Source organism: uncultured Pigmentiphaga sp. (genome assembly GCF_937950555.1).
Lineage (GTDB): Bacteria > Pseudomonadota > Gammaproteobacteria > Burkholderiales > Burkholderiaceae_B > Pigmentiphaga.
In genome coordinates this window covers 17,624-38,883 of record NZ_CALFCW010000076.1, presented here as the reverse complement: position 1 = coordinate 38,883, position 21,260 = coordinate 17,624, and the positions used below count along the sequence as shown (strand labels likewise).

General features: G+C 65.9%; 15 protein-coding genes. 12 read left to right on the top strand and 3 right to left on the bottom strand.

Annotated elements, in window-relative coordinates:
* Positions 1–8 precede the first annotated feature (8 nt).
* The 9 genes from Q0319_RS18840 (at position 9) to Q0319_RS18800 (ending at position 12,607) form a co-directional block, all read left to right on the top strand.
* Positions 9–872, top strand: a complete 864-nt coding sequence (locus Q0319_RS18840; protein WP_296465420.1) for a class I SAM-dependent methyltransferase — start codon at positions 9–11, stop codon at positions 870–872.
* A gap of 39 nt (positions 873–911) precedes the next feature.
* Positions 912–2,018 carry a glycine cleavage system aminomethyltransferase GcvT gene (gcvT, locus tag Q0319_RS18835; RefSeq protein WP_296465417.1) on the top strand — a complete coding sequence of 369 codons (1,107 nt, stop codon included), beginning with the start codon at positions 912–914 and terminating at the stop codon, positions 2,016–2,018.
* 62 nt (positions 2,019–2,080) lie between these two features.
* Entirely contained in the window at positions 2,081–2,461 is a 381-nt protein-coding gene (gene gcvH, locus Q0319_RS18830) for a glycine cleavage system protein GcvH (protein ID WP_296465415.1), read from the top strand.
* Positions 2,462–2,543: 82 nt separating this feature from the next.
* A complete protein-coding gene (gcvP, locus tag Q0319_RS18825; RefSeq protein WP_299455150.1) occupies positions 2,544–5,411 on the top strand; it encodes an aminomethyl-transferring glycine dehydrogenase in 2,868 nt (955 codons plus the stop codon).
* A gap of 873 nt (positions 5,412–6,284) precedes the next feature.
* Positions 6,285–6,614: a hypothetical protein gene (locus Q0319_RS18820; protein ID WP_296466861.1), complete on the top strand. Its 330-nt coding sequence runs from the start codon at positions 6,285–6,287 to the stop codon at positions 6,612–6,614.
* An 87-nt stretch (positions 6,615–6,701) separates the two neighbouring features.
* A complete protein-coding gene (locus Q0319_RS18815) occupies positions 6,702–7,949 on the top strand; it encodes a TolC family protein (protein WP_296466857.1) in 1,248 nt (415 codons plus the stop codon).
* Positions 7,946–9,094: an efflux RND transporter periplasmic adaptor subunit gene (locus Q0319_RS18810; RefSeq protein ID WP_296466852.1), complete on the top strand. Its 1,149-nt coding sequence runs from the start codon at positions 7,946–7,948 to the stop codon at positions 9,092–9,094. The genes Q0319_RS18815 and Q0319_RS18810 overlap by 4 nt, the downstream gene beginning before the upstream one ends.
* A 5-nt stretch (positions 9,095–9,099) precedes the next feature.
* Positions 9,100–12,201 (top strand): CusA/CzcA family heavy metal efflux RND transporter, encoded by a 3,102-nt coding sequence (locus tag Q0319_RS18805; RefSeq protein ID WP_299455146.1) that lies wholly within the window; start codon positions 9,100–9,102, stop codon positions 12,199–12,201.
* Between the two features lie 61 nt (positions 12,202–12,262).
* Positions 12,263–12,607 (top strand): P-II family nitrogen regulator, encoded by a 345-nt coding sequence (locus Q0319_RS18800; protein ID WP_296466845.1) that lies wholly within the window; start codon positions 12,263–12,265, stop codon positions 12,605–12,607.
* Here the strand turns inward: Q0319_RS18800 and Q0319_RS18795 are convergent.
* Positions 12,583–13,077: a dihydrofolate reductase gene (locus tag Q0319_RS18795; protein WP_296466864.1), complete on the bottom strand. Its 495-nt coding sequence runs from the start codon at positions 13,075–13,077 to the stop codon at positions 12,583–12,585. The two genes, Q0319_RS18800 and Q0319_RS18795, sit on opposite strands and share 25 nt — an antisense overlap.
* 213 nt (positions 13,078–13,290) lie before the next feature.
* Between Q0319_RS18795 and Q0319_RS18790 the strand changes: the two genes are divergently transcribed.
* A complete protein-coding gene (locus tag Q0319_RS18790; protein ID WP_296466842.1) occupies positions 13,291–13,959 on the top strand; it encodes a dienelactone hydrolase family protein in 669 nt (222 codons plus the stop codon).
* A 68-nt stretch (positions 13,960–14,027) separates the two neighbouring features.
* Here Q0319_RS18790 and Q0319_RS18785 read toward each other — a convergent pair whose 3' ends face one another.
* A complete protein-coding gene (locus tag Q0319_RS18785; protein WP_296466839.1) occupies positions 14,028–14,999 on the bottom strand; it encodes a thymidylate synthase in 972 nt (323 codons plus the stop codon).
* A 206-nt stretch (positions 15,000–15,205) separates the two neighbouring features.
* On the opposite strand from Q0319_RS18785, the gene yccS reads away from it, so the two are divergent.
* Positions 15,206–17,419, top strand: a complete 2,214-nt coding sequence (gene yccS / locus Q0319_RS18780) for a YccS family putative transporter (RefSeq protein ID WP_299455141.1) — start codon at positions 15,206–15,208, stop codon at positions 17,417–17,419.
* Between the two features lie 107 nt (positions 17,420–17,526).
* On the opposite strand, the gene Q0319_RS18775 is transcribed toward yccS, so the two are convergent.
* The gene (locus Q0319_RS18775; protein ID WP_299455138.1) at positions 17,527–19,113 is read right to left on the bottom strand and encodes a gamma-glutamyltransferase family protein; all 1,587 of its coding nucleotides are present in this window, start codon (positions 19,111–19,113) and stop codon (positions 17,527–17,529) included.
* 204 nt (positions 19,114–19,317) lie between these two features.
* Between Q0319_RS18775 and Q0319_RS18770 the strand changes: the two genes are divergently transcribed.
* Positions 19,318–21,198, top strand: coding sequence for a clostripain-related cysteine peptidase (locus Q0319_RS18770; RefSeq protein WP_299455136.1), 1,881 nt, complete (start codon positions 19,318–19,320; stop codon positions 21,196–21,198).
* Positions 21,199–21,260 lie beyond the last annotated feature (62 nt).

Genomic DNA, 21,260 nt, shown 5'->3' with positions numbered 1-21,260 from the left:
GGAAATCGATGTTGCTCGCGTTGCTGGGTAGTTCGTCGCAGTCCATTTCTCTCGGCCGCCGCGCCCGGCCCTTGGCCAGCTTCCGCAGGCCAGCCATCGCGGCAGCGCTTTCGGCGCTGCTGGCGTTCACGGGTGCAGCCGGTGCGGCTTCCGATTACGTGCCCGATGTCGGACAGGAAGGCAAGGACGTCGTGTGGGTGCCCACGCCCCAGACGCTGGTCGACAAGATGCTCGACATGGCCAAGGTCACGCCCGCCGATTACGTGATCGACCTCGGGTCGGGAGACGGGCGTACGGTGATCACCGCTGCCAAGCGGGGCGTCCGCGCCCACGGGATCGAATACAACCCCGACATGGTGGAATTGGCCCGGCGCAACGCGCAGGCCGCGGGCGTGGCCGATCGCGCCACGTTCGAGCGGGGCGACCTGTTCGAGACCGACCTGTCCCGCGCCAGCGTCATCACGCTGTTCCTCCTGCCGACCATCAACGAAAAACTGCGGCCACGCCTGCTCGAGCTCAAGCCCGGCACGCGGGTGGTTTCCAACACGTTCCCGATGGGCGACTGGGAGCCCGACGAGAAGGCCACGGTCACCCAGGACTGCCAGGGCTGGTGCACGGCGCTGCTGTGGATCGTGCCGGCCAAGGTGGCCGGCACGTGGAAGCTGGGCGGCGAAGAGCTGAAGCTCACGCAGCAATACCAGCGCCTGGGCGGAACCTTGGGTTCGGCCCCGATCAGCGATGCGCGCTTGCACGGCGACGAGATCTCGTTCACCGTGAACGGCGTGCGCTATCGCGGGAAGGTGGACGGGAGCTCGATGCAGGGCACGCGTACCGGCGCCGAACCGGCCGCCTGGACCGCCGTGCGCGGGTAACGCCAGCCTACCATTCCCAACTTGGCTCCTGGGATCCGCATGACTGCAGAACGATCGCCCAAGCAAACGCCCCTCCACGCCGAGCACCTCGCCCTCGGCGCGAGGATGACTGAGTTCGGCGGATGGTCCCTGCCGGTTTCATACGGTTCCCAGATCGAGGAGCACCATGCCGTGCGACGCGATGCGGGCATGTTCGACGTGTCGCACATGCTCAACGTCGATGTCGTGGGGCCGGATGCCAAGCCCTACCTGCGTTATCTCTTGGCGAACGACGTGGATCGGTTGGCCGAGCCGGGCAAGGCACTCTACACCTGCATGCTCAATCCGCAAGGCGGGGTGGTGGATGACTTGATCGCCTATCTATTCACGCCGGAGCACTATCGCATGGTGGTCAACGCTGCCTCGGCCGACCGCGACCTGGTCTGGATGGCGCGCGTGGCCCAGGCGGGGGGCTACGAGGTCTCGATCGAGCCCCGGCGCGAGCTCGCGACGCTTGCCGTCCAGGGGCCCAATGCCCGCGAGCGGCTGGCGCAGGCCCGGCCCAGCCTGGGCGAACTTGTGCGCACCTTGCATCCTTTCGCCTCCGAGATGGTCGATGGAATGCTGGTGGCGCGCACCGGTTATACCGGCGAGGACGGCGTGGAGATCATGCTGCCTGGCGGCCAAGCGCCGGCTTTGTGGGCAGACCTGCTCCGCAGCGGCGTCAAGCCGTGCGGGCTGGGCGCGCGCGACACGCTTCGCATCGAGGCCGGCCTCAACCTATACGGCCAGGACATGGACGAGCTGACGCAGCCCGCCGAGGCCGGGCTGGCCTGGACCGTATCGGACCACGACCCGCAGCGGGACTTCGTCGGCCGTCCCGCACTTGCGTTCGGCCTGAAGTGGCAGCTGCTCGGGCTCAAGCTCCTCGACCGGGGCGTGATCCGGCCTCACATGGCTGTCCACACCGAGCTTGGCAATGGGCTCGTCACCAGCGGCACCATGTCCCCGACGCTGGGCACGTCCATCGGTTTTGCGCGCCTGCCGGAGGGCGTGGCGCCGGGCGACCGGGTCGAGGTAGAAATACGCGATCGTCGGGTGCCGGCGCTCGCCTGCAGGCTGCCTTTCGTGCGACGGGGGCAGGTCATGGAGACCTCGGCGCCGTGACCCGGTGGGCCTCGCCCGCGTCCAATACAATTCTCCCGTACCCGTTACCAGGATCGCCACCGATGAATCTCCCTCCCGAACTCAAGTACGCCAAGACTCACGAATGGATCCGCGCCGAAGGCGACCTGCTCCTGGTGGGGATTACCGACCATGCGCAGGAACAGTTGGGCGACCTGGTCTACGTCGGTGACGTCAAGGTCGGCGCCAAGCTGCGCGCGGGCGAGACCGCCGGCGTCGTGGAGTCGGTCAAGGCTGCGTCCGACATCTACGCTCCCGTGGCGGGCGAGGTCGTTGCCTTCAATGAAGAGCTGGCGGCCAGCCCTGAGCTGTTGAACCAGTCGCCCTATACCGCCTGGATCTTCAAGCTCAAGCCCGACAACATGGCGGACACCGCGGGCTTGCTCGACGCCTCCGGCTACCAGGCCGCCGTCGACGCGGGCTGACCGAAGACGGCCGCCGGGCCGCATCCCGGCAACCCCGCCCGGAATGGCTTGCCATCCATCGCAGGCAACGGAGAGGACGCCCATGCTCAAGGCGCTCGAGAACGAAGCGGCATTCGCAGCCCGTCACATCGGGCCTTCCGAGGCAGACCAGGCGCAGATGCTGCGCGTCGTCGGGGCCGACAGCCTCGACGACTTGATACGCAGGGTGGTGCCCGACAGCATCCTGGAGTCCGCCCCGCTCGACCTTCCCGCGCCGCAGGCCGAGGCGGAAGTGTTGGCAGAGCTGGCCGGCCTGGCCGATCGCAACCAGTTGTTCCGCAACTACATCGGCCAAGGGTATTACGCCACGCATACGCCGCCCGTCATCCAGCGCAACATCCTGGAGAATCCTGCGTGGTATACGGCCTATACGCCTTACCAGCCAGAGATTTCACAGGGCCGCCTGCAGGCGTTGCTGGTGTTCCAGACCATGGTGTCGGACCTTACCGGCCTGGACATCGCCAATGCCTCGTTGCTGGACGAGGCCACGGCCGCCGCCGAGGCCATGTTGCTGGCGCGGCGCACCGCGTCGAGCGCCAGCAAGGTGTTTTTCGTATCGTCCGGTTGCCACCCGCAAACCATCGCGGTACTGCGCACGCGCGCGTCCGCCCTCGACATTGAGCTCGTCGTCGGGGACGAAACGGCCGGCGTGCCGGCCTGCTTCGGCGTATTGCTGCAATACCCGTGCAGCACCGGGGAGGTGCGCCGTCACGAGGCCGTCGCCGCCGAGGTGAAGGCGGCCGGCGGCATCGTGGCGTGCGCGACCGACTTGCTGGCGCTGGCGCTGCTGCAGCCGCCCGGCGAATGGGGGGCCGATATCGCCATCGGGTCTGCCCAGCGCTTCGGCGTGCCGCTCGGTTTCGGCGGTCCGCATGCCGCGTTCATGGCCTGCCGGGATGCCTTGAAACGCCATTTGCCCGGGCGCCTGGTGGGCGTCTCGCGCGACGCCGCCGGCCGGCCCGCCTTGCGGCTGGCCTTGCAGACACGCGAGCAGCACATCCGGCGCGAGAAAGCCACCTCCAACATATGTACCGCGCAGGTCTTGCTGGCCGTTATTGCCGCCATGTATGCGGTCTGGCACGGCCCGGACGGGCTGCGCCTCATCGCCTCGCGCGTGCATCGCAGCACCGCCGCGTTGCGCGCCGCCTTGGGCGAGCTGGGCGTGCAGGCGGAGAACCCCACTTTCTTCGATACGCTGCACCTGCGCACCGGCGCCCACACCGCGGCCATCGTGCGCGCGGCGCAGGCGGCGCGCATCAACCTGCGCAGGCTGGATGCCGGCCACCTTGCGGTGTCGCTCGACGAGACAGTGACGCGCGACGATTTACAGGCGCTCATCGACGTATTCGCCGAAGGTTGCGGCCGTCCTTCCACCCCCGTCGACACCGCGCTGGCCGCCGCGAGGGACGGCATCGCCGAGCCGCTGGCCAGGACCTCGCCCATACTTGCCCACCCCGTTTTCCGTTCCGTGCGGTCCGAGACAGACATGCTGCGCTGGCTGCGCCGGCTCGCCGACATGGACCTCGCGCTGGACCGGACGATGATCCCGCTCGGCTCCTGCACCATGAAACTCAACGCGACGGCGGAGATGATGCCCATTACGTGGCCCAAGTTTTCCGGTTTGCATCCGTACGCCCCCGCGTGGCAGGCCGAGGGCTACCGCGAACTGATTTCCCGGCTCGGCCGGGCGTTGTGCGAGATTACCGGCTACGAAGCGATCAGTTTCCAGCCTAATTCGGGCGCGCAGGGCGAGTACGCGGGACTGATGGCCATACGCGCGTATCATGCGGCGCGCGGCGAATCGTGCCGCGACGTGTGCCTGATTCCCGCCTCGGCCCACGGCACCAACCCCGCTTCTGCGCAGCTGGCCGGCATGCGGGTGGTGGTCGTCGCCTGCGATCGCCAGGGCAACGTGGATGTGGAGGATTTGCGCCGCAAGGCGGCCGAGGCCGGTTCGCGCCTGGCGGCCTTGATGGTGACCTATCCCTCGACCCACGGCGTGTTCGAAGATGCCATCGGGGAGATCTGCGAGATCGTGCACGCCGCGGGCGGCCAAGTCTACCTGGACGGTGCCAACATGAACGCGCTGGTGGGCTTGGTCAGACCGGGGCGCATCGGCGCGGACGTATCCCACCTCAACCTGCACAAGACCTTCTGTATTCCGCACGGCGGGGGCGGGCCGGGCGTGGGCCCGATCGCGGTCCGGAAACACCTTGCCCCTTATTTGCCGGGAGTCCTGGGCGAGGACGGCCGGCCGGACCCGGAAGCGGCATGCGGTCCGGTGGCGGCCGCGCCGTTCGGTTCAGCCGGCATTCTCCCCATCTCGGCGGCCTATATCGCGCTGATGGGTGCCGAGGGACTGCGCCGCGCTTCCCAGGTGGCCATCCTCAATGCCAATTATGTGGCCCGGCGCCTGGCTGGCTACTATCCCGTGCTGTATACCGGGCGCGGGGGCTACGTCGCCCACGAATGCATCCTGGACCTGCGGCCCATCAAGCAGCGCTGCGGCATCGATGCCGAGGACGTGGCAAAGCGGCTGATCGATTACGGCTTCCATGCGCCCACGATGAGTTTTCCGGTGGCGGGCACGCTGATGGTGGAGCCCACTGAATCGGAAAGCCTGGCCGAATTGGATCGCTTCATCGAAGCCATGATCGCGATCCGCGCCGAGATTGCCGAGATCGAGGCCGGCACGCAAGACCGCGACGACAATCTCCTCAAGAACGCACCGCATACGGCGCAGGTGCTGCTCGCGGACGCCTGGCCACATGCGTATTCGCGCGAGCGGGCCGCGTATCCAGTGCCGCGCCTGCGCGAGCACAAATACTGGCCTCCCGTGGGCAGGGTGGACAATCTATATGGCGACCGCAACCTCGCGTGTGCCTGCCCGCCCGTGGCCGATTATGCCTGAGACCGTCCCGTGGGTTCATGCAAAAACAGCACTCCGGCAGCCGCACGACTCATCCGCATAGTCATCTAGCTGCGCTCGAGCATTGCACTTATAGTCGTTTTCGTCAGGGCGGATCACTTCCGCGGGAGCGCGATGGAAGGCGACATAAGTTTCGAGGACTTAGCCAGGCTCGATGCGGCATGGAGGGGTCGTGCCGAGCTTGGCTTGCAAAAATTGGAAGCACAGCTCAGGGCCTACGGACGGCAAGGCAGCCGGTATTTGATCCTGCGGTTCGAGCAACGGGGCGAGGCCGGTAGGCTGCAAGTCAAGTATGCAGCGACATGGCTGCGCCGGCGTCACCTGCATGCCACGGTTCATTTCGACCGGAACACCGGGGGGGTTCAATTGCACGTGCGCTTTCCGCCCCAGCCCGGGGAAAAGGCAACCATGAATCCCACTAGGATTGGTTTGGTGTCCGCAAGTTGGGAGGTAAAGCAGGACGCCTGAACGGCGTCGCCAGTTCGTGCCCGTGGCTTGCCCCCAACGGAAGCATTACCGAAATACTACGGTTCGGTATGTCTTGGAGCGCGAATTCTCCCCCCATCGCTTGGCCGCCCCTGGTGTGTGCGGCGCGGGAACGCTAGAGGCAAGGGTCAATGGCCCGGCGGCCCGCAATGGGCGCGAATTGCAAAAAGCCCCGCAGCGCCTAAAATGCTGCACATGCGTCATCGGCTCCTGCTTCTTTTTCTGCTGCTTTTGCCCCTCCAATGGGTGTGGGCGGGCGCTGCGGCATGCCGACATGAAGCCGGCGCTGCGGCCAGCCATGCGCAGAGTTGGGCCACTGGCGAGGCGCCGGCGAACGTCCCGTGGACGGCCGGCGCGAATGCTGCGGCCGTGGCGCTTTCTTTCTTGGATGCGGCGCCCGTTGCCGCGATGCCGGCGCTGCCGGGATGGGAGTTCGAGCTCTACGAGGAATTCGAGGTCGTCGAGCAAATTTCCCAGCCCGATTGGAGCGACGTTGCCATCGACACCTTTTCCTGCCGGCGTGCAGCTAATGAACAATTGCCGTCTGCGCCGCCGCCCGATCCCCACGAATTCGATCTTCCCCTGTGCCTGGTCGTGGTCGCGCCTTCGCTGTCCGACGCGCGGGCCTGCGCGGTCCCGCTGCAGCCTGAATCGGCGCCGGTATTCCGGCACGACCGGCCACCGTCACTGACGGCTTGATCTCCCGTTTCCGCCTGCGGCGCCGTGGCTGCCGCGGGTGCTTGGCCGGTGGCCTTGGGCCGCCGCGCGTTCCCGTTCTTGAAGATCATGAAATCCGTCACACTCGTCGTTTTATCCGTGTGGCTGGCCAGCGTATGTCAGCTCGCGGCGGCCGCGCCGCAGCCCTATACGCTCGACCAGCTGCTGGCTCTCGCCTTGCAGGGCAACAAGGGCGTCGATGCCGCGGCCGCGGGCGTCGATGCCGCCCGGGCCGGCATTACGAGCGCCGAAGCCTATCCCAATCCCGAAGCCGAATTCACGACTGGCCGCGTATCGGCGCGGCAGCCCGGCGCCGGCACCGGCATCGGGCAGACGCTATCGATCACCCAGCGGATCGACCTTCCCGTCCAACGCGCGTTGCGCCGCGAGCTTGCGACCGGAGCCCTGCGCGCCGCGACCGCGGAGCAGGAGCTGTTCGTGGCCCGGCTGGTGGCCCAGGTCAAGCGCGGGTTCTACGAGACGCTCCGCCGCGAGGCCGAATTCGCCGCGGCCCAGGAAGACCTCGCGCTGACGCAACAACTCTATGATCGCGCGCAGGTGCGCGTGGACGTGGGCGATTCGCCCAAGTACGAAGCCATCCGGGTCGCAGCGGAATTGCTCAACGCGCAGAAGAACAGCCAGAGCGCGCTATTGCGCGTGAACCAGGCCAAGTCGTTATTGCGGCAGCAGGTGGGAGGCATCCTGCCGGCCAGTTTCTCCGTGCAGGGGGATTTGGGCGCACTGCCGGCGCTCGAGCCCCTTGAGACGCTGCGCAGCGTGATGCTGGCGAGTAACCCGGAACTCATCCAATTGCGGGCCGAGCTCGACCGCGCCCGCGCAGCGCTGGAGTACGAACGCGCCCTGCGCTGGCCCTCCGTCGCGCTGAAAGCCACGTCCAGCAGGGATCCGGAGGTGCGCGATACCCAGGTCGGCGTCGTATTGAGCGTGCCGCTGTGGGACCGCCGTCGCGGCCCGATCGACGAGGCGGCAGCAATGGTCAACCGCGTGCGGAGCCTGCTCGAGGCGCGCGAGTTCGAGCTGACGCAGCAATTGGATGCGGCCTACCAGCAGTATCAGATCGCGGCATCGCAGGTCGAGGCGCTGCAGTCGGGCATCATGCGGCAGGCGGAGGCGGCGTTGCGCGTGGCCGAAGCCGCCTATCGATATGGCGAGCGGGGCATCATCGATTACCTCGATGCCCAGCGCGTGCTGCGCACGGCCCGCAACGACCTCATCGCCGCCCAGTTCGATCTGCAAGTCGCTGCCATAGAGATAGAGCGGCTGCTCGCCAATTCTTCCGCAGGTAGTTCATCATGATCCAGCGTTTTTCTCCTACCGTTGCATTGCTCGCGCTGTGCCTGGCATTGGGTGCCTGCGGCAAGAAGCCCGAGCCGGCAGGCGCCCCCCAAGAGCGCATCGATCCCAACATCGTCGTCGCCGACCAGGCCATGATGGCCCGGATCAAGGTTGCACCGGCAAGCGTCGAGCCATTCAGCGAAGTGCTGCGCGTGGCGGGGCGCATCGATTTCGACCGCCAGCGCATGGCGCGCATCGGCGCTTCCGTGACGGGGCGCGTGACGGACATCACGACCATGCTCGGCGCGAACGTCAAGCCCGGCGATGTCTTGGCCCGCTTGCACAGCACGGAACTTGGCAGCGCGCAGCTGGCCTACCTGAAAGCGAAGGCGCAGTCCGAGCTGCAGGAGAATGCGCGCGAACGCGCGCGGTTGCTGTTCGCCGCCGACGTGATCGGCAAGGCCGAATTGCAGCGTCGCGAAAACGAGTACGCCGTGGCTGCCGCCGAGCTCCGCGCGGCTTACGACCAGCTCAGTGTCCTAGGCATGTCGCGGGCGGCCATCGAGCGCATGGGCAGGACGGGGGAGATCAGTTCCTTTTCCCCGGTCGTCTCAACGTTGCACGGAACCGTCGTCGAGCTGAAGGTCGCGCCGGGACAGGTCGTGCAACCGGCCGACGCCCTGTTCACCGTAGCGGACCTGTCCAAGGTCTGGGCCGTGGCCGATGTTCCCGAACAGCAGGCGGACCTGGTCGCCGAAGGCCAGACGGTCGACATCGAGGTGCCCGCGCTCGGCAACCGCCGGATCCAAGGGCAATTGATTTATGTGGGCCAGGTCGTCAATCCTTCCACCCGGACAGTCCGCGTCCATACCTCCATCGACAATGCGGACGGCCGCCTCAAGCCTGCCATGCTGGCGACGATGCTGATCACGAGCCGGCCCACCGAACAGCTCGTGATCCCGGCCTCCGCCATCGTGCGTTACGACAACGAAGACTTGGTCTACGTCGAGATCGCGCCTGGTCGCTATCGTGCGACCCAGGTGCAGCTGGGCGGGACGTACCACGACAGGCGCGCCGTCGTGTCGGGCCTGAAAGCCGGCGATCGCGTGGTGATCGAAGGCGCATTCCATCTCAATAACCAGCGCATCGGCGTCGAAGTGGAGTAACCGCGATGCTAGAGAACCTCGTACGCGCTGCCTTGCGGCAGCGCCTGATCGTGGTCGTGCTCGCGGCGGTTGCGCTGGCTTTCGGCTTGGACGCCGTGCGCAAGTTGTCGGTCGACGCATTTCCCGATGTCACGAACATCCAGGTGCAAATCGCCACCGATGCGCCCGGCCGCTCTCCCGAGGAGGTCGAGCGCTTCGTGACCGTGCCCATCGAGATCGCGATGACCGGGTTGCCCGGCCTGGAGGAAATGCGGTCCTTGAATAAGCCGGGACTCTCGCTCATCACGCTGGTCTTCACGGATTCGACCGACGTGTACTTTGCACGGCAACTGGTGATGGAGCGCCTGATCGAGATCGGCTCGCGCATGCCGGCCGGCGTCACGCCCGTGCTGGGGCCGGTCTCCACCGGGCTGGGGGAGGTGTATCAATACACGCTGGACCGGCCGGACGACGGCGACCGCGAGCTGACTCCCAAGGAACTGACGGAGCGGCGCATCGTGCAAGATTGGGTGGTCAGGCCCTTGCTGCGCTCCATCCCGCAAGTCGCCGAGATCAACTCGCAGGGCGGCTACGTGAAGCAGTACCAGGTGCTCGTCCACCCGGACCGCATGAGCCACTACGGCGTGACGCTGCAGCAGGTGTACCAGGCGCTTGCGCGGAACAACGCCAATTCGGGCGGCGGCATCCTCCCGCACTATGCCGAGCAGTATCTGATCCGCGGCGTGGGCCTGATCGAGAGCCTGGAAGACATCGCCAACATCGTGCTGGCCGAGTCCAACGGCACGCCAATCTACATGCGCGACGTGGCCGAGGTCACCATGGGTCACGCCGTGCGCTACGGCGCGGTGATCAAGAACGGCGTGACCGAGGCGGTCGGCGGAATCGTCATGATGATGCGCGGGGGGAACGCGAAAGAGGTCGTCGAGCGCATCAAGCAGCGGGTGCATGAGATCAATACGCAAGGGATGCTGCCGGACGGCCTGCAGATCGTGCCCTACTACGATCGCAGCGAGCTCGTCGATGCGGCCCTGTGGACCGTGGCCAAGGTGCTGCTGGAAGGCGTGGTCCTGGTCGTCTTGGTCCTGTTCCTGTTCCTGGGCGACGTGCGCTCTTCCCTGATCGTCGTGGCGACCATGGTCCTGACGCCGCTGTTGACGTTCTTTGCGATGAACCGGCTCGGCATTTCCGCCAACCTGATGTCGCTCGGCGGCCTGGCGATCGCCATCGGCCTGATCGTCGACGGTTCCGTCGTGGTCGTGGAAAACGCATTCGCCCATCTCGGCCATGCCAGGGAAAGCGGCGAAAGCAAGGCGCGGATCGTGCTCAAGGCCGTGGCCGAAGTGGCGACGCCGGTGGTCTTCGGCATCGGGGTCATCATTCTCGTGTTCCTGCCGCTGATGACGCTGCAGGGCATGGAGGGCAAGATGTTCGCGCCGCTTGCCTACACCATTGCCATTGCGCTGGCGATTTCGCTGGTGCTGTGCCTGACGCTTTCGCCCGTGCTTTCGTCGTATCTGCTCAAGGGCGGCGCAGAGCACGATACGCGCGTCATCGCTTTCCTGAAGCGCCATTACCTGCGCATGCTGGACTGGGTCCTGCGCAATGCCAAGAAGACCGTGGCGATGGCCGTGCTGGCGTTCGCCGCCTCGGTCGCCATGCTGCCTTTGCTGGGCACCTCGTTCATTCCTGAAATGCAGGAAGGCTCGATCGTGCCGGCCATCAACCGCGTGCCCAATATCTCGCTGGAAGAGTCCATCGAGCTGGAAAAACAGGCGATGCGGCTCATCATGGAGGTGCCGGGGGTCAGATTGGCGGTTTCCAATGTCGGGCGGGGCGAGAGCCCAGCCGATCCCCAGGCCCAGAACGAGTCCACGCCCATCGTCAGCCTGAAGCCGCGCGATGAGTGGCCCGACGGCTGGACGCAGGACACCATTGCGGAAGAAATACGCAAGCGCCTGGCCGTGATCCCGAGCGCGCAAGTCGTCATGGCCCAGCCGATCTCCGACCGGGTGGACGAGATGGTGACGGGCGTGCGGTCGGACGTCGCGGTCAAAGTGTTCGGCGAAGACCTCGACCGCTTGCTGCAGAAGGCGCAGCAGATCGCGCGCGTGGCCGAAACGGTGCCCGGGGCGCGCGACGTACGCGTGGAACGGGTCAGTGGACAGCAATACCTGACGATCAACATCGACCGGCAGGCCATTGCCCGATACGGGCTCAATGTTTCCGACGTGCACGACGTGATCGAGGTCGCGATCGCCGGCAAGGTGGCGACCGAGATCTTCGAAGGCGAGCGGCGGTTCACCGCAGCGGTGCGCTTGCCCGAGGCGTTCCGCGGCAGCGTGGCCGACATCCGGCAGATCCTGCTGACCACGCCGCACGGCGTGCGGGTGCCGCTGGAAAGCCTGGCCAAGATCGAAGTGCGCGACGGGCCCGCTCAGATCAGCCGCGAAGGCGGCAAGCGCCGGGTCGTGGTCGCCATCAACGTCCAGGACCGCGACCTGGGCGGGTTCGTGGCCGAGCTGCAGCAAGCCGTCCAGGAAAAGGTTACTTTGCCGCCCGGCTACTACCTGGAGTGGGGCGGACAGTTCCAGAACATGGAGCGCGCGCTGGGCCACCTCGCGCTCATCGTTCCCGTCACCGTGGCGGCGATTTTCTTCCTGCTGTTCCTGCTCTTCAATTCCGTCCGGTATGCGACCCTGATCATCACCGTGCTGCCGTTCGCCTCCATCGGCGGCATCATCGGCTTGTTCGTCACGGGCGAGTACCTGTCGGTCCCTGCCTCGGTCGGCTTCATCGCGCTGTGGGGCATTGCGGTGCTGAACGGCGTAGTGATGGTGTCCTACATACGCAAGCTGCGGATGGAAGGCCAATCGCTGGCTGAAGCCGTGGTGCAGGGTGCGACGATGCGTTTCCGCCCGGTCATGATGACGGCGACCGTCGCCATGCTGGGGCTCGTGCCCTTCCTATTTGCGACCGGGCCGGGCTCGGAGGTCCAGCGCCCGCTCGCGGTCGTGGTGATCGGCGGGCTCATTACTTGCACGCTGCTGACCTTGCTGGTGTTGCCCACCTTATACCGGTGGTTCGACGAAGAAGCGCCGGAGGCGTGAGGGAGTGTCCCGGCGCTATTGCCGGGACTTCCCATCACCGGGTTGGATGAAGGAGATCCGAATGAAAGAAATCAAGGCCGTGATACGTCCGACCCGCCTCGATGACGTGCGGGCCGCATTGATGAAAACGCCGGGATTTCCCGGCATGACCGTATCGCACGTGGAAGGCTGCAGTGCGCCCGCCCGCCACCAGCCGCAGAACCTGAAGGAAGAGCTGCTGGACTTTGCGCCCAAGGTCCGGATAGAGATCGTCGCGGCGGACGAGCACGCAGGCGCCCTATACGAAACGATCCGCCAGGCCGCGAGCACGGGACACGTGGGCGACGGCCTGGTCTGGATGAGCGACGTTGGCCGTTGCAGTTTCCTCTGGCACCCGGACGATCAGCTCACGCCCACGCGTTCGTAAGTGACGAAGTCGTAGGCCAGCCCGTCTTCCGGCGGTTGCGGCTCGCGCGCCGTTTCGCGCCACTGGCCCGCCGGAAGCGAGGGGAAATAGGCGTCTCCTGGCACTTCGGCATGGATTTCGGTCGCGATGATGCGGTCCGCGCGGTCAAGCGCAGCGGCGTAAACCTGTGCGCCGCCGATGACATAGATCCGCTCGGCCGTACCCGCCGCAGCGATGGCCTGGTCCAGGGTCCGCACGACCGTCGCGCCTTCGGCGGAGTAGTCCGCGTCGCGGGTGAGCACGATGTTCTGCCTGCCAGGCAAAGGCCTTCCCAGGGATTCCCAAGTCTTGCGCCCCATGATGATGGGGTGGCCGAGGGTGGTGCGCTTGAAGTGGGCGAGATCGCCGCGCAGGCGCCAGGGCAGGGCGTTGTCGCGCCCGATGACGCGGTTGGCGGCGTAGGCGACGATGAGGATGAGCGGTGCGGGCATCGAATGAGGCATGACGGAGGAGGTCGCATTCAAGCCCGCAATCTAGCACGAACGGGGGAGCGGCCGCCCCGACGTCTCTCCTGGCGGGACGCAGGGCTGCCAGGAGGCTCATTTTCTGATACAACCTAGAGGCTTGGCCCCGTCCGTCGAAGGCGGGCCGCACCAAAGGATAGTCATCCATCCAATATCACATCATCAATAGACAAGGGAACCATGGGAACCAAGATCAACTTGACCGCTTCCGACGGCGTCACTATCTCCGCCTACCGTGCAGACCCCGTCGGCAAGCCGCGCGGCGGGCTGGTCGTATGCCAGGAGATCTTCGGCGTCAATCCGCACATCCGTAGCGTTTGCGACCGCTATGCGCAGGAAGGTTATCTCGCCGTGGCGCCGGCGTTCTTCGACCGTGTCCAGGCCGACGTGGAACTGGGCTACGAGCCCGACGACATCAACAAGGGCAAGGAGTTCATGCAGAAAATCTCCATCGATACCGCCCTCAAGGATGTCGCGGCTGCCATCGCCGTCGCCAGCGAGGCCGGCAAGGTCGGCATCGTCGGCTATTGCTGGGGAGGCACGATTGCATGGGCCGCTGCAGGCAGCCTGGATGGCCTGTCGGCGTCCATTCCGTACTACGGCGGCGGCATCGCGGGCATCGCCGATCGCAAGCCGCGCATTCCCACCATGGCGCACTTCGGCGAAAAGGATCACTCCATCCCGATGAGCGACGTGGAGAAAGTGCGTGCGGCACAACCGGACGTCATCGTCCACACTTACCCGGCTGGCCACGGCTTCAACTGCGACATGCGCGGGTCGTACGACAAGCCGAGCGCGGATCTCGCGCTTTCGCGCACGCTCGAATTCCTGCGCAAGCACGTAGGCTGACGATCGAACGCCGGGGCGTTTCGCCCCGGGTCCCGCAACGGAGCCGCGCCTGCCGCGAGCTCCGTTTTTTACACCGCCATGGGCGCCGTCAAGGGCGGGTGATGCTCATAGCCCACGAGGGAAAAGTCCCCGGGCTCGACGCGCTCCAGCCATTCCGGTTCGTATTTGCCCGTCACGGCGTAGTCAGGAATCCTGTCCGAAAGCGCCAGCTGCGGCAGCGGGAAGGGCTTGCGCGTCAATTGTTCGCGCAGCATGGGCAAATGGGTCTCGTAGATGTGGGCGTCGCCGATGAAGTAGCTGAACCAGCGCGGCGTGTATCCGGTTAGCCGGCCTACGAGATGCAGCAGCGCGGCGCCTTCGGCAAGGTTGAACGGCGTGCCCAGCCCCACGTCGTTGGACCGTATGTACAGGCACAGCGAGATTTCGCGGGTCGAGGCGTTGGGCAGGAACTGGTATAGCAGATGGCAAGGCGGCAGCGCCATTTCCTCGATCTGCGCCCAGTTCCAGCCATGGAACAAGATGCGGCGATCCGAGGGATTGCTGTGTATGGTGTCCAGGCATTGGCGCAGTTGGTCGACGGCCTTGTACAGCAGTACCTTGCGCTCGCCGCCTTCATCGAACTCGGTCACCCGGGCATATCCGCGCGACAGCGCGTCTTGCACCTGCGCCGCGCGCGAGGCGGGCAGCACCTTGTATGCGGGCCAGCGGCGCCATTGCACGCCATACACGGGGCCCAGGTCGTCCTCGCCTTCGCGGTAGGGATTGGCCCGCCATTGGGCGTTCTCATTGGCGTTCTGGTCCCAGACCTTGCAACCAAGGGCCCGGAAGTCGGCGGCACTGCGCGCGCCGCGCAAGAAACCGACGAGCTCGCCGATGGCAGACTTGAACGCCAGCTTCTTGGTGGTGACGGCCGGAAAACCCTGCTGCAGGTCGAAGCGCAAGGCCGCCCCTGGCATGCTCAAGGTGCGTATGCCTGTCCGGTTCGATTGCCATGAGCCCGTGTCGAGAATGGCTTGGACGAGGTCGAGATATTGTTTCATGGGCCTGGGGAGGAAACTTGAGCGTACAGGGGACGGCGGCACAGCGAACCTGCCGAGCCCGGCCGGCCCCATTCGATTATCGCACGCGTGGCGGGCAGTCCCCTGCCACCTCCGAAGGGCAAGCGCACCGGGCTCGTTGCGCGCGCGGCACGCCGGCACGCCTCCTGCATGCGATAGTTACGGTTGTTCCTTCCCCGCCCTATTCCATGCGTTTCGCCTCTTTATTCCATACCCTGCGGCGCCTGTGGGCGCACGATACCTTCGTCTATAGCCTTCGGGTTTTCATCGCACTGGCGTGCGTCATGGGCGTGTGCTGGGGCACGGACCGCATGGACCTGGTCATTCCCGCGTTTCTGGGCGTGATTGCGTCGGCGCTGGCCGAAACGGACGACAACTGGCGGGGCCGGCTGCTGGCCCAACTGGTAACGCTCGTTTTTTTCGGGGTCGCGGCCGTTTCGGTCAAAGCCTTGTTTCCCTACCCGTGGCTGTTCCTGCTGGGGATGGCGCTCTCTACGTTCTGGCTGACCATGCTCGGCGCGATCGGGGAGCGCTACCGGGCCATGGGGTACGCCACGTTGATCCTGGCGATCTACACTACGATCGGCGTGGAACAAAGCCAGGGTGCGGGCGGGTTCTGGCGGGAGCCGGCGTTGCTGATGGCTGGCGCGACATGGTATGGCGTGCTATCGGTGTTGTGGTCGGCCCTATTTGCCCACCAGCCGGTGCAGCAGCGCCTGGCCGGCTTGTACAACGTGCTGGGCGATTACCTGGTGCTGAAAGCCTCGCTGTTCGAGCCCGTGCGGGGCATAGACGTGGAGGCGCGGCGCCTGGAGCTGGCGCAGCTCAATAGCCGGGTGGTGGCAGCCCTGAATGCGGCCAAGGAGAGCCTGTTCAGCCGCCTTGGACGCAGCCGCCCGGGCCGCAAGACGACGCGTTACCTGCGCCTTTATTTCATCGCCCAAGACGTGCATGAGCGCGCCAGCTCCTCGCATTATCCATACAACGAGCTGGCCGACGTGTTTTTCCACAGCGACATCATGTTCCGCTGCCAGCGCTTGCTGGGCCTGCAAGGGCAGGCGTGCCGCCGGCTGGCGCGGGCCATACGCATGCAGCAGCCGTTCGAGGTCGGTGATGAGATGCGGCAGGCCAAAGCGGACCTGGATGCCTCGCTCGACTTCCTGCGCAGCCAGAACCGGCCGGAGTGGGCGAGGCTCCTGCGCTCGGTGAACGCCCTGTCGGCCAACCTGGCCGAGCTGGATAGGCGTCTTGGCAGTGCAAGCAATCCCGACAATCTCGATGAACAGCAGCAGGACAACAGCTTGTTCGACCGGTCGCCGCAGTCTTTCGGGGAGGCGGTCGATCGCGTGCGCGTGCAATTGACGCCGAGCGCTCCCGTATTCCGCTATGCCGTGAGGCTGACCGCCGCGATGGCGGCCGGCTACGGCATGCTGCACCTGGTCCATCCCGAGCAAGGTTACTGGATCGTGCTGACCGCGCTATTCGTCTGCGCGCCCAGTTATGGCGCGACGCGTACGCGACTGGTGCAGCGCGTGCTCGGCACGGTGCTCGGGTTGGCGCTGGGATGGGTGCTGTTCAAGTTGTTCACGAGCCTGTTCGTGCAGGCCTTGTTCGCGGTGTTGGCAGGGGTCGTGTTTTTTGCGACGCGCACGACCCGGTACACGGTGGGTACCGCGGCCATTACGGTGCTGGTATTGCTGTGCTTCAACCAGATCGGCAACGGCTACGACTTATTCGTGCCGCGCTTGGTCGATACCTTGATCGGCGCGGCGATCGCGGGCATTGCGGTGCTGGTGGTGTTGCCCGACTGGCAAGGGCGCAGGCTGAACCAGGTGGCGGCCAATGCGCTGGCGGCCAGCAGCAAGTATCTGCGCGAGATCATGATCCAGTACGAGGTCGGCAAGCGGGACGACCTGGCGTATCGGCTGGCGCGGCGCAATGCGCATAACGCCGATGCCGCGTTTTCGATGGCGGTCTCGAACATGCTCTCCGAGCCGGGGCATTTCCGGCGCGAGGCGGATGCCGCGCTGCGGTTCCTGACGTTGTCCCATACGCTGCTGAATTATTTGTCCGGCCTCGGCGCGCATCGGGAAATGTTGGCGGATCACGCGAGCGATGCCGAGATCTCTCGCTTGACGATGGGCGTGATCCGCGCGCTGGACAGCATTGCAGCGGGCCTGGCGAACCGCGCGCCCCTCGAGGCGAGCGACCCCGAAGACGAAGCCTTGGCGAAGACCTTGGAGTTGTCGCCGGATGACGACGTCGACGACGGCCATCGGCTGGTGCTGACGCAATTGGCGTTGATCGGCGGATTGCTGGGCCCTTTGCGGAAGGCGGCCAGCCGGCTCGTCAAGCAAGAGTCGCGGCAGGAAGAAGAAGGCGGGGCCGTCGCGGCGGTTTGAGGCTCCCTCGCCCTGGCTTTCCCGCCGGCTGCGATGCCCTCGGCGGCTCCGAATGCCCCGGGCAGGCCCGTGCGCCTGCCGGGCCGCGCCAGGGCGAGGAAGCGGCTTCAGTAGCCGACGGCTTGGCCGTCCCGCCGCGAGTCGGAGGCTGCGATGTAGCCGTCCTCGCTGCGATAAATCAGCTGCGCCGTGCCGAAATCCAGGCTTTGCGGCTCGGATACCTCCACGACATGCCCGAGCCTGCGCAGGCCCTCGACCACCGCTGCCGGGGTGTGCGACTCCACGCGGACCACGCCTTCGTCCACCCGGAAGCGGGGCGCGTCGCTCATTGCCTGCGGGTTTTGCTTGTAGGCGCCCAGGCGCACCATCATCTGCACGTGCCCCTGCGCCTGCATCGACCCGCCCATCACCCCGAACGCCATGACGGGCCGGCCGTCACGCGTGACGAAACCGGGAATGATGGTATGCATCGGCTTCTTGGAGGGGCCGACGCAGTTCACGTGTCCGGGCTGCAGGTTGAACCCGATGCCTCGGTTGTGCAGGGAAATGCCGGTGCCCGGCACGACGATGCCCGAGCCGAACCCCTGGAAGTTGGACTGGATGAACGACACCATCATGCCGTCTTGGTCTGCCGCGGCCAGGTACACCGTGCCGCCGACCTTGGGCGTGCCGGCGGTAGGCGCGTTCGCGCGGGCGGGATCGATCAGCGCCGCGCGCTGGGCGAGGTAGGCGGGATCGAGCAGCTCCTGCGGGGTGACGCGCATGGCAGCCGGGTCGGCGATGTGTTCGTGCAAGTCGGAGAAGGCGAGCTTCATCGCCTCGATCGTCGCGTGGTACATGGCCGGACTGTCCAGGCCCATGCCCTCGAGGTCGACGTGTTCCAGCATGCCAAGGGCGGCAAGCGCTGCAATGCCCTGCCCGCTGGGAGGAATCTCGTGCAAGGTGTAATCGCGGAATCGTTGGCTCAGGGGCTCTACCCACTGCGCCTCGTGCGCGGCGAGGTCCGCGAGGGTGATCGCGCCTCCCGTGCGGCGGGCGAAGTCGACGATCTGCTGGGCCAGTGCGCCGCGATAAAAACTCTCGCCCTTGGTCTGGGCGATGCTTTGCAGCGTGTCGGCCTGCTCGGGAAAGCGCCAGCGTTCGCCTGCCTGCGGCGCGCGGCCGCCCCGGAAGAAAGCCTCCGCGAAGCCGGGCTGGCCGGCCAGCTTAGGCGCCTGGCGCGCCCACAGCCGGGCAATTTGCGGCGTGACCTGGAAGCCTTGGCGGGCATAGTGCAGGGCCGGCTCGAACAGCCGTTCGAAGGGCAATTTGCCGAAGCGCTCGGATAGCGCCCGCCATCCGGCAACCTGGCCGGGTACGGTGACGGCGTCCCAGCCGGTGGCGGGGATGGCCGTCTTGCCACGGAAATGCTCCAAGGTCCAGGCGGCCGGGGAGCGCCCGCTGGAGTTCAGGCCATGCAGCCTTCCCTCATGCCAGACCAGCGCGAACATGTCGCCGCCTATGCCGTTCATGACCGGCTCGACCACGGTCAGCGCGATGGCGCAGGCGAGCGCCGCATCCACGGCATTGCCGCCCTCGTACAGCATGCGCAAGCCCGCCTGGGCGGCGAGCGGCTGGCTGGTGGCGACGGCGTTGTCGGCCAGGACAGGCATCTTCTGCGACGGATAGGGGAAGTTCCAGTCGAAAGGGAGCATGACGGTCGGACTTGGTGGATCAGGATCCCAGAGCATACCAAGACGGCTGGGGCGACAGCCCCTTGCGCAGGCGCGCCGCCCTACGCCGGGAGAGGCGGGCGAGAGCCGGAAGGCGTCGCGCCAGGATGTATCTTTATTGCTCAAATGTAATAAAACGATACAAAATAGCAAAATATTGTGATTTTCACAGGGAGGAGGTTATTCATGCCTACGCGTCCCCCGCCGGCTTGCGCCGGTATCCTGTTGCGCCTTTTCGCCGTTTTTTCCTTGCTCCTGGCGCTTGCCTCGTGCGGGGGCGGTTCCGGGGCGGTCCAGGCGGAAGCCGAAACGACCGTCCTGGTCTACGTCATCGCCACCGACCTCGAAGAAGGCGGAGGCGAAGCGTCGGCAAACCTCGCAGAAATGCAGAGCGTGGCGCCCAACGAAAAGGTCAACCTGGTGCTCGCCACCGGCGGCGCGCGCAAAGACGGATGGAGGACGTTGCAGCGCAAGCGGGTGCTCGGTTCGCGCATCGAGCTGCTCGAGGACCTCGGCCCGCGGGACATGGGGCAGGCCTCGACCCTTCAAGATTTCATCGAGTGGGGAGTGAAAGCCTATCCCGCCAAGCGGTACATGCTGGTCCTCTGGGACCACGGCGGCGGGCCCAACGCCGGCGTGGGGCCGGATTCCACGACCGGCTCGGTGCTGTCCTTGCCCATGTTGACGCAGGCCATCTCCAATGCCCGCGCCCAGACCGGCGCGCATTTCGACCTGATCGGCTTCGACGCGTGCCTGATGGCTTCGGTGGAAATCGCCAAGGCCCTCTCGCCGCACGCGAACTACATGCTGGCTTCGCAGGAGCTCGAACCCGGCGGCGGATGGGATTGGCGCGCCTTCATGCGGGAACTCACCGCCGATCCGGCCATCGACATCGAGCCCTTCGGCAAGGCCGTGATCGACGGCTACATCGCCAAGCAGGAGAAAGAGGAGCCCAACGGCCAGTCCACCCTCTCGCTTACCGACCTGCGTCGCCTGGGGCCGGTCATGGAGGCGCTCGACGAGATCGGCGGGTACCTGGAGGAACGGCTGCAGGCCGATCCAACGCAGGCCTGGTACGACATCACCATGGCCCGGGCACGCGCCACGGCCTTCTTGTCGCCGCGGCTGATGACAGGCGTGGACCTCGTCGACTTGCTCAGTTTCTTCAGCTGGAGCAGCTTGAACCTGCCAGCCGGCCAATACGAGAAGCTGGAAGCCGCGATGGGGGAGGCCGTGCGCTATGAGCGGCATACTGCCGTCTACCCGCAGCTGTCGGGCCTGACCATGTTCATGCCGCAACGCACGATCCTGAAGGACTCCACGATAGAGGCTTATTCCGAATTGGATTTCTCGGTGCCTATGCAGGCATTCGTGGGCGAGTACGTCAAGGTAGGCAGGAACGAGGACCTCGTGCCCCGCCCCGGGCTAGGCCCCTTGATGAAGGAGGGCGAAACCGGCATCCGCGCCACGGTCGCGAACTTCGACTCGATGGTGTACGGCTTCGTGGCGAAGGGTGTGCAGCAGGAAGGGCGGCAGTTCATCATCGCTACCAAGCCTCCCTCGGAAATCACCCGGGACGAGTCCGACCAGCTCGTCATCCGGGATGCGAATGCCGACGAGGGCTGGTTTGCGCTCGGCACCGACCGCAAGGTGCCGGTGGTCATGATCCCGGACGGCGAACGCTACGCCGTCGACGATCCCTATCGGTACATGGTTCCGGTCGTGCTGCAGTCCAAGGAGGATCCCGATGCCGTGGCCGGCGGCCTGCTCTTCGTCCGGTCGGACGAGGAAGGGGTCTTGCGCGCCTATAGCTTCCTGCCGGACATGCTGAATGATTCGCCCACCGTTGCGCGTCCGGACGAGTTGCCCACGGATGCATTGGTCGCCCCCCGCTTGATGGAAGTCGACGCAAACGGCCAGGCCTCCTGGATCTACGATCCGTCGAGCTTCGTCGACCTAGGCGACGATCCCGTGGTCCACCAGAACGTGACGTTCACGGAAGGCACGAACCACATCGGCGTCGAAGACCACCGGGGTTACGTCATCCTCAGCCAACCACCGAAATAGCCGCAGGCCGGGCCGCAAGCCGGCGGCCCGCGCATGTTTTTCCGGGCGAACCGGCCTACACT

Coding starts and splice junctions, on each gene's coding strand:
- Q0319_RS18840 (WP_296465420.1), top strand. CDS start 9: ATGTTGCTCGCGTTGCTGGGTAGTTCGTCGCAGTCCATTTCTCTCGGC.
- gcvT (WP_296465417.1), top strand. CDS start 912: ATGACTGCAGAACGATCGCCCAAGCAAACGCCCCTCCACGCCGAGCAC.
- gcvH (WP_296465415.1), top strand. CDS start 2,081: ATGAATCTCCCTCCCGAACTCAAGTACGCCAAGACTCACGAATGGATC.
- gcvP (WP_299455150.1), top strand. CDS start 2,544: ATGCTCAAGGCGCTCGAGAACGAAGCGGCATTCGCAGCCCGTCACATC.
- Q0319_RS18815 (WP_296466857.1), top strand. CDS start 6,702: ATGAAATCCGTCACACTCGTCGTTTTATCCGTGTGGCTGGCCAGCGTA.
- Q0319_RS18810 (WP_296466852.1), top strand. CDS start 7,946: ATGATCCAGCGTTTTTCTCCTACCGTTGCATTGCTCGCGCTGTGCCTG.
- Q0319_RS18805 (WP_299455146.1), top strand. CDS start 9,100: ATGCTAGAGAACCTCGTACGCGCTGCCTTGCGGCAGCGCCTGATCGTG.
- Q0319_RS18800 (WP_296466845.1), top strand. CDS start 12,263: ATGAAAGAAATCAAGGCCGTGATACGTCCGACCCGCCTCGATGACGTG.
- Q0319_RS18795 (WP_296466864.1), bottom strand. CDS start 13,077: ATGCCCGCACCGCTCATCCTCATCGTCGCCTACGCCGCCAACCGCGTC.
- Q0319_RS18790 (WP_296466842.1), top strand. CDS start 13,291: ATGGGAACCAAGATCAACTTGACCGCTTCCGACGGCGTCACTATCTCC.
- Q0319_RS18785 (WP_296466839.1), bottom strand. CDS start 14,999: ATGAAACAATATCTCGACCTCGTCCAAGCCATTCTCGACACGGGCTCA.
- yccS (WP_299455141.1), top strand. CDS start 15,206: ATGCGTTTCGCCTCTTTATTCCATACCCTGCGGCGCCTGTGGGCGCAC.
- Q0319_RS18775 (WP_299455138.1), bottom strand. CDS start 19,113: ATGCTCCCTTTCGACTGGAACTTCCCCTATCCGTCGCAGAAGATGCCT.
- Q0319_RS18770 (WP_299455136.1), top strand. CDS start 19,318: ATGCCTACGCGTCCCCCGCCGGCTTGCGCCGGTATCCTGTTGCGCCTT.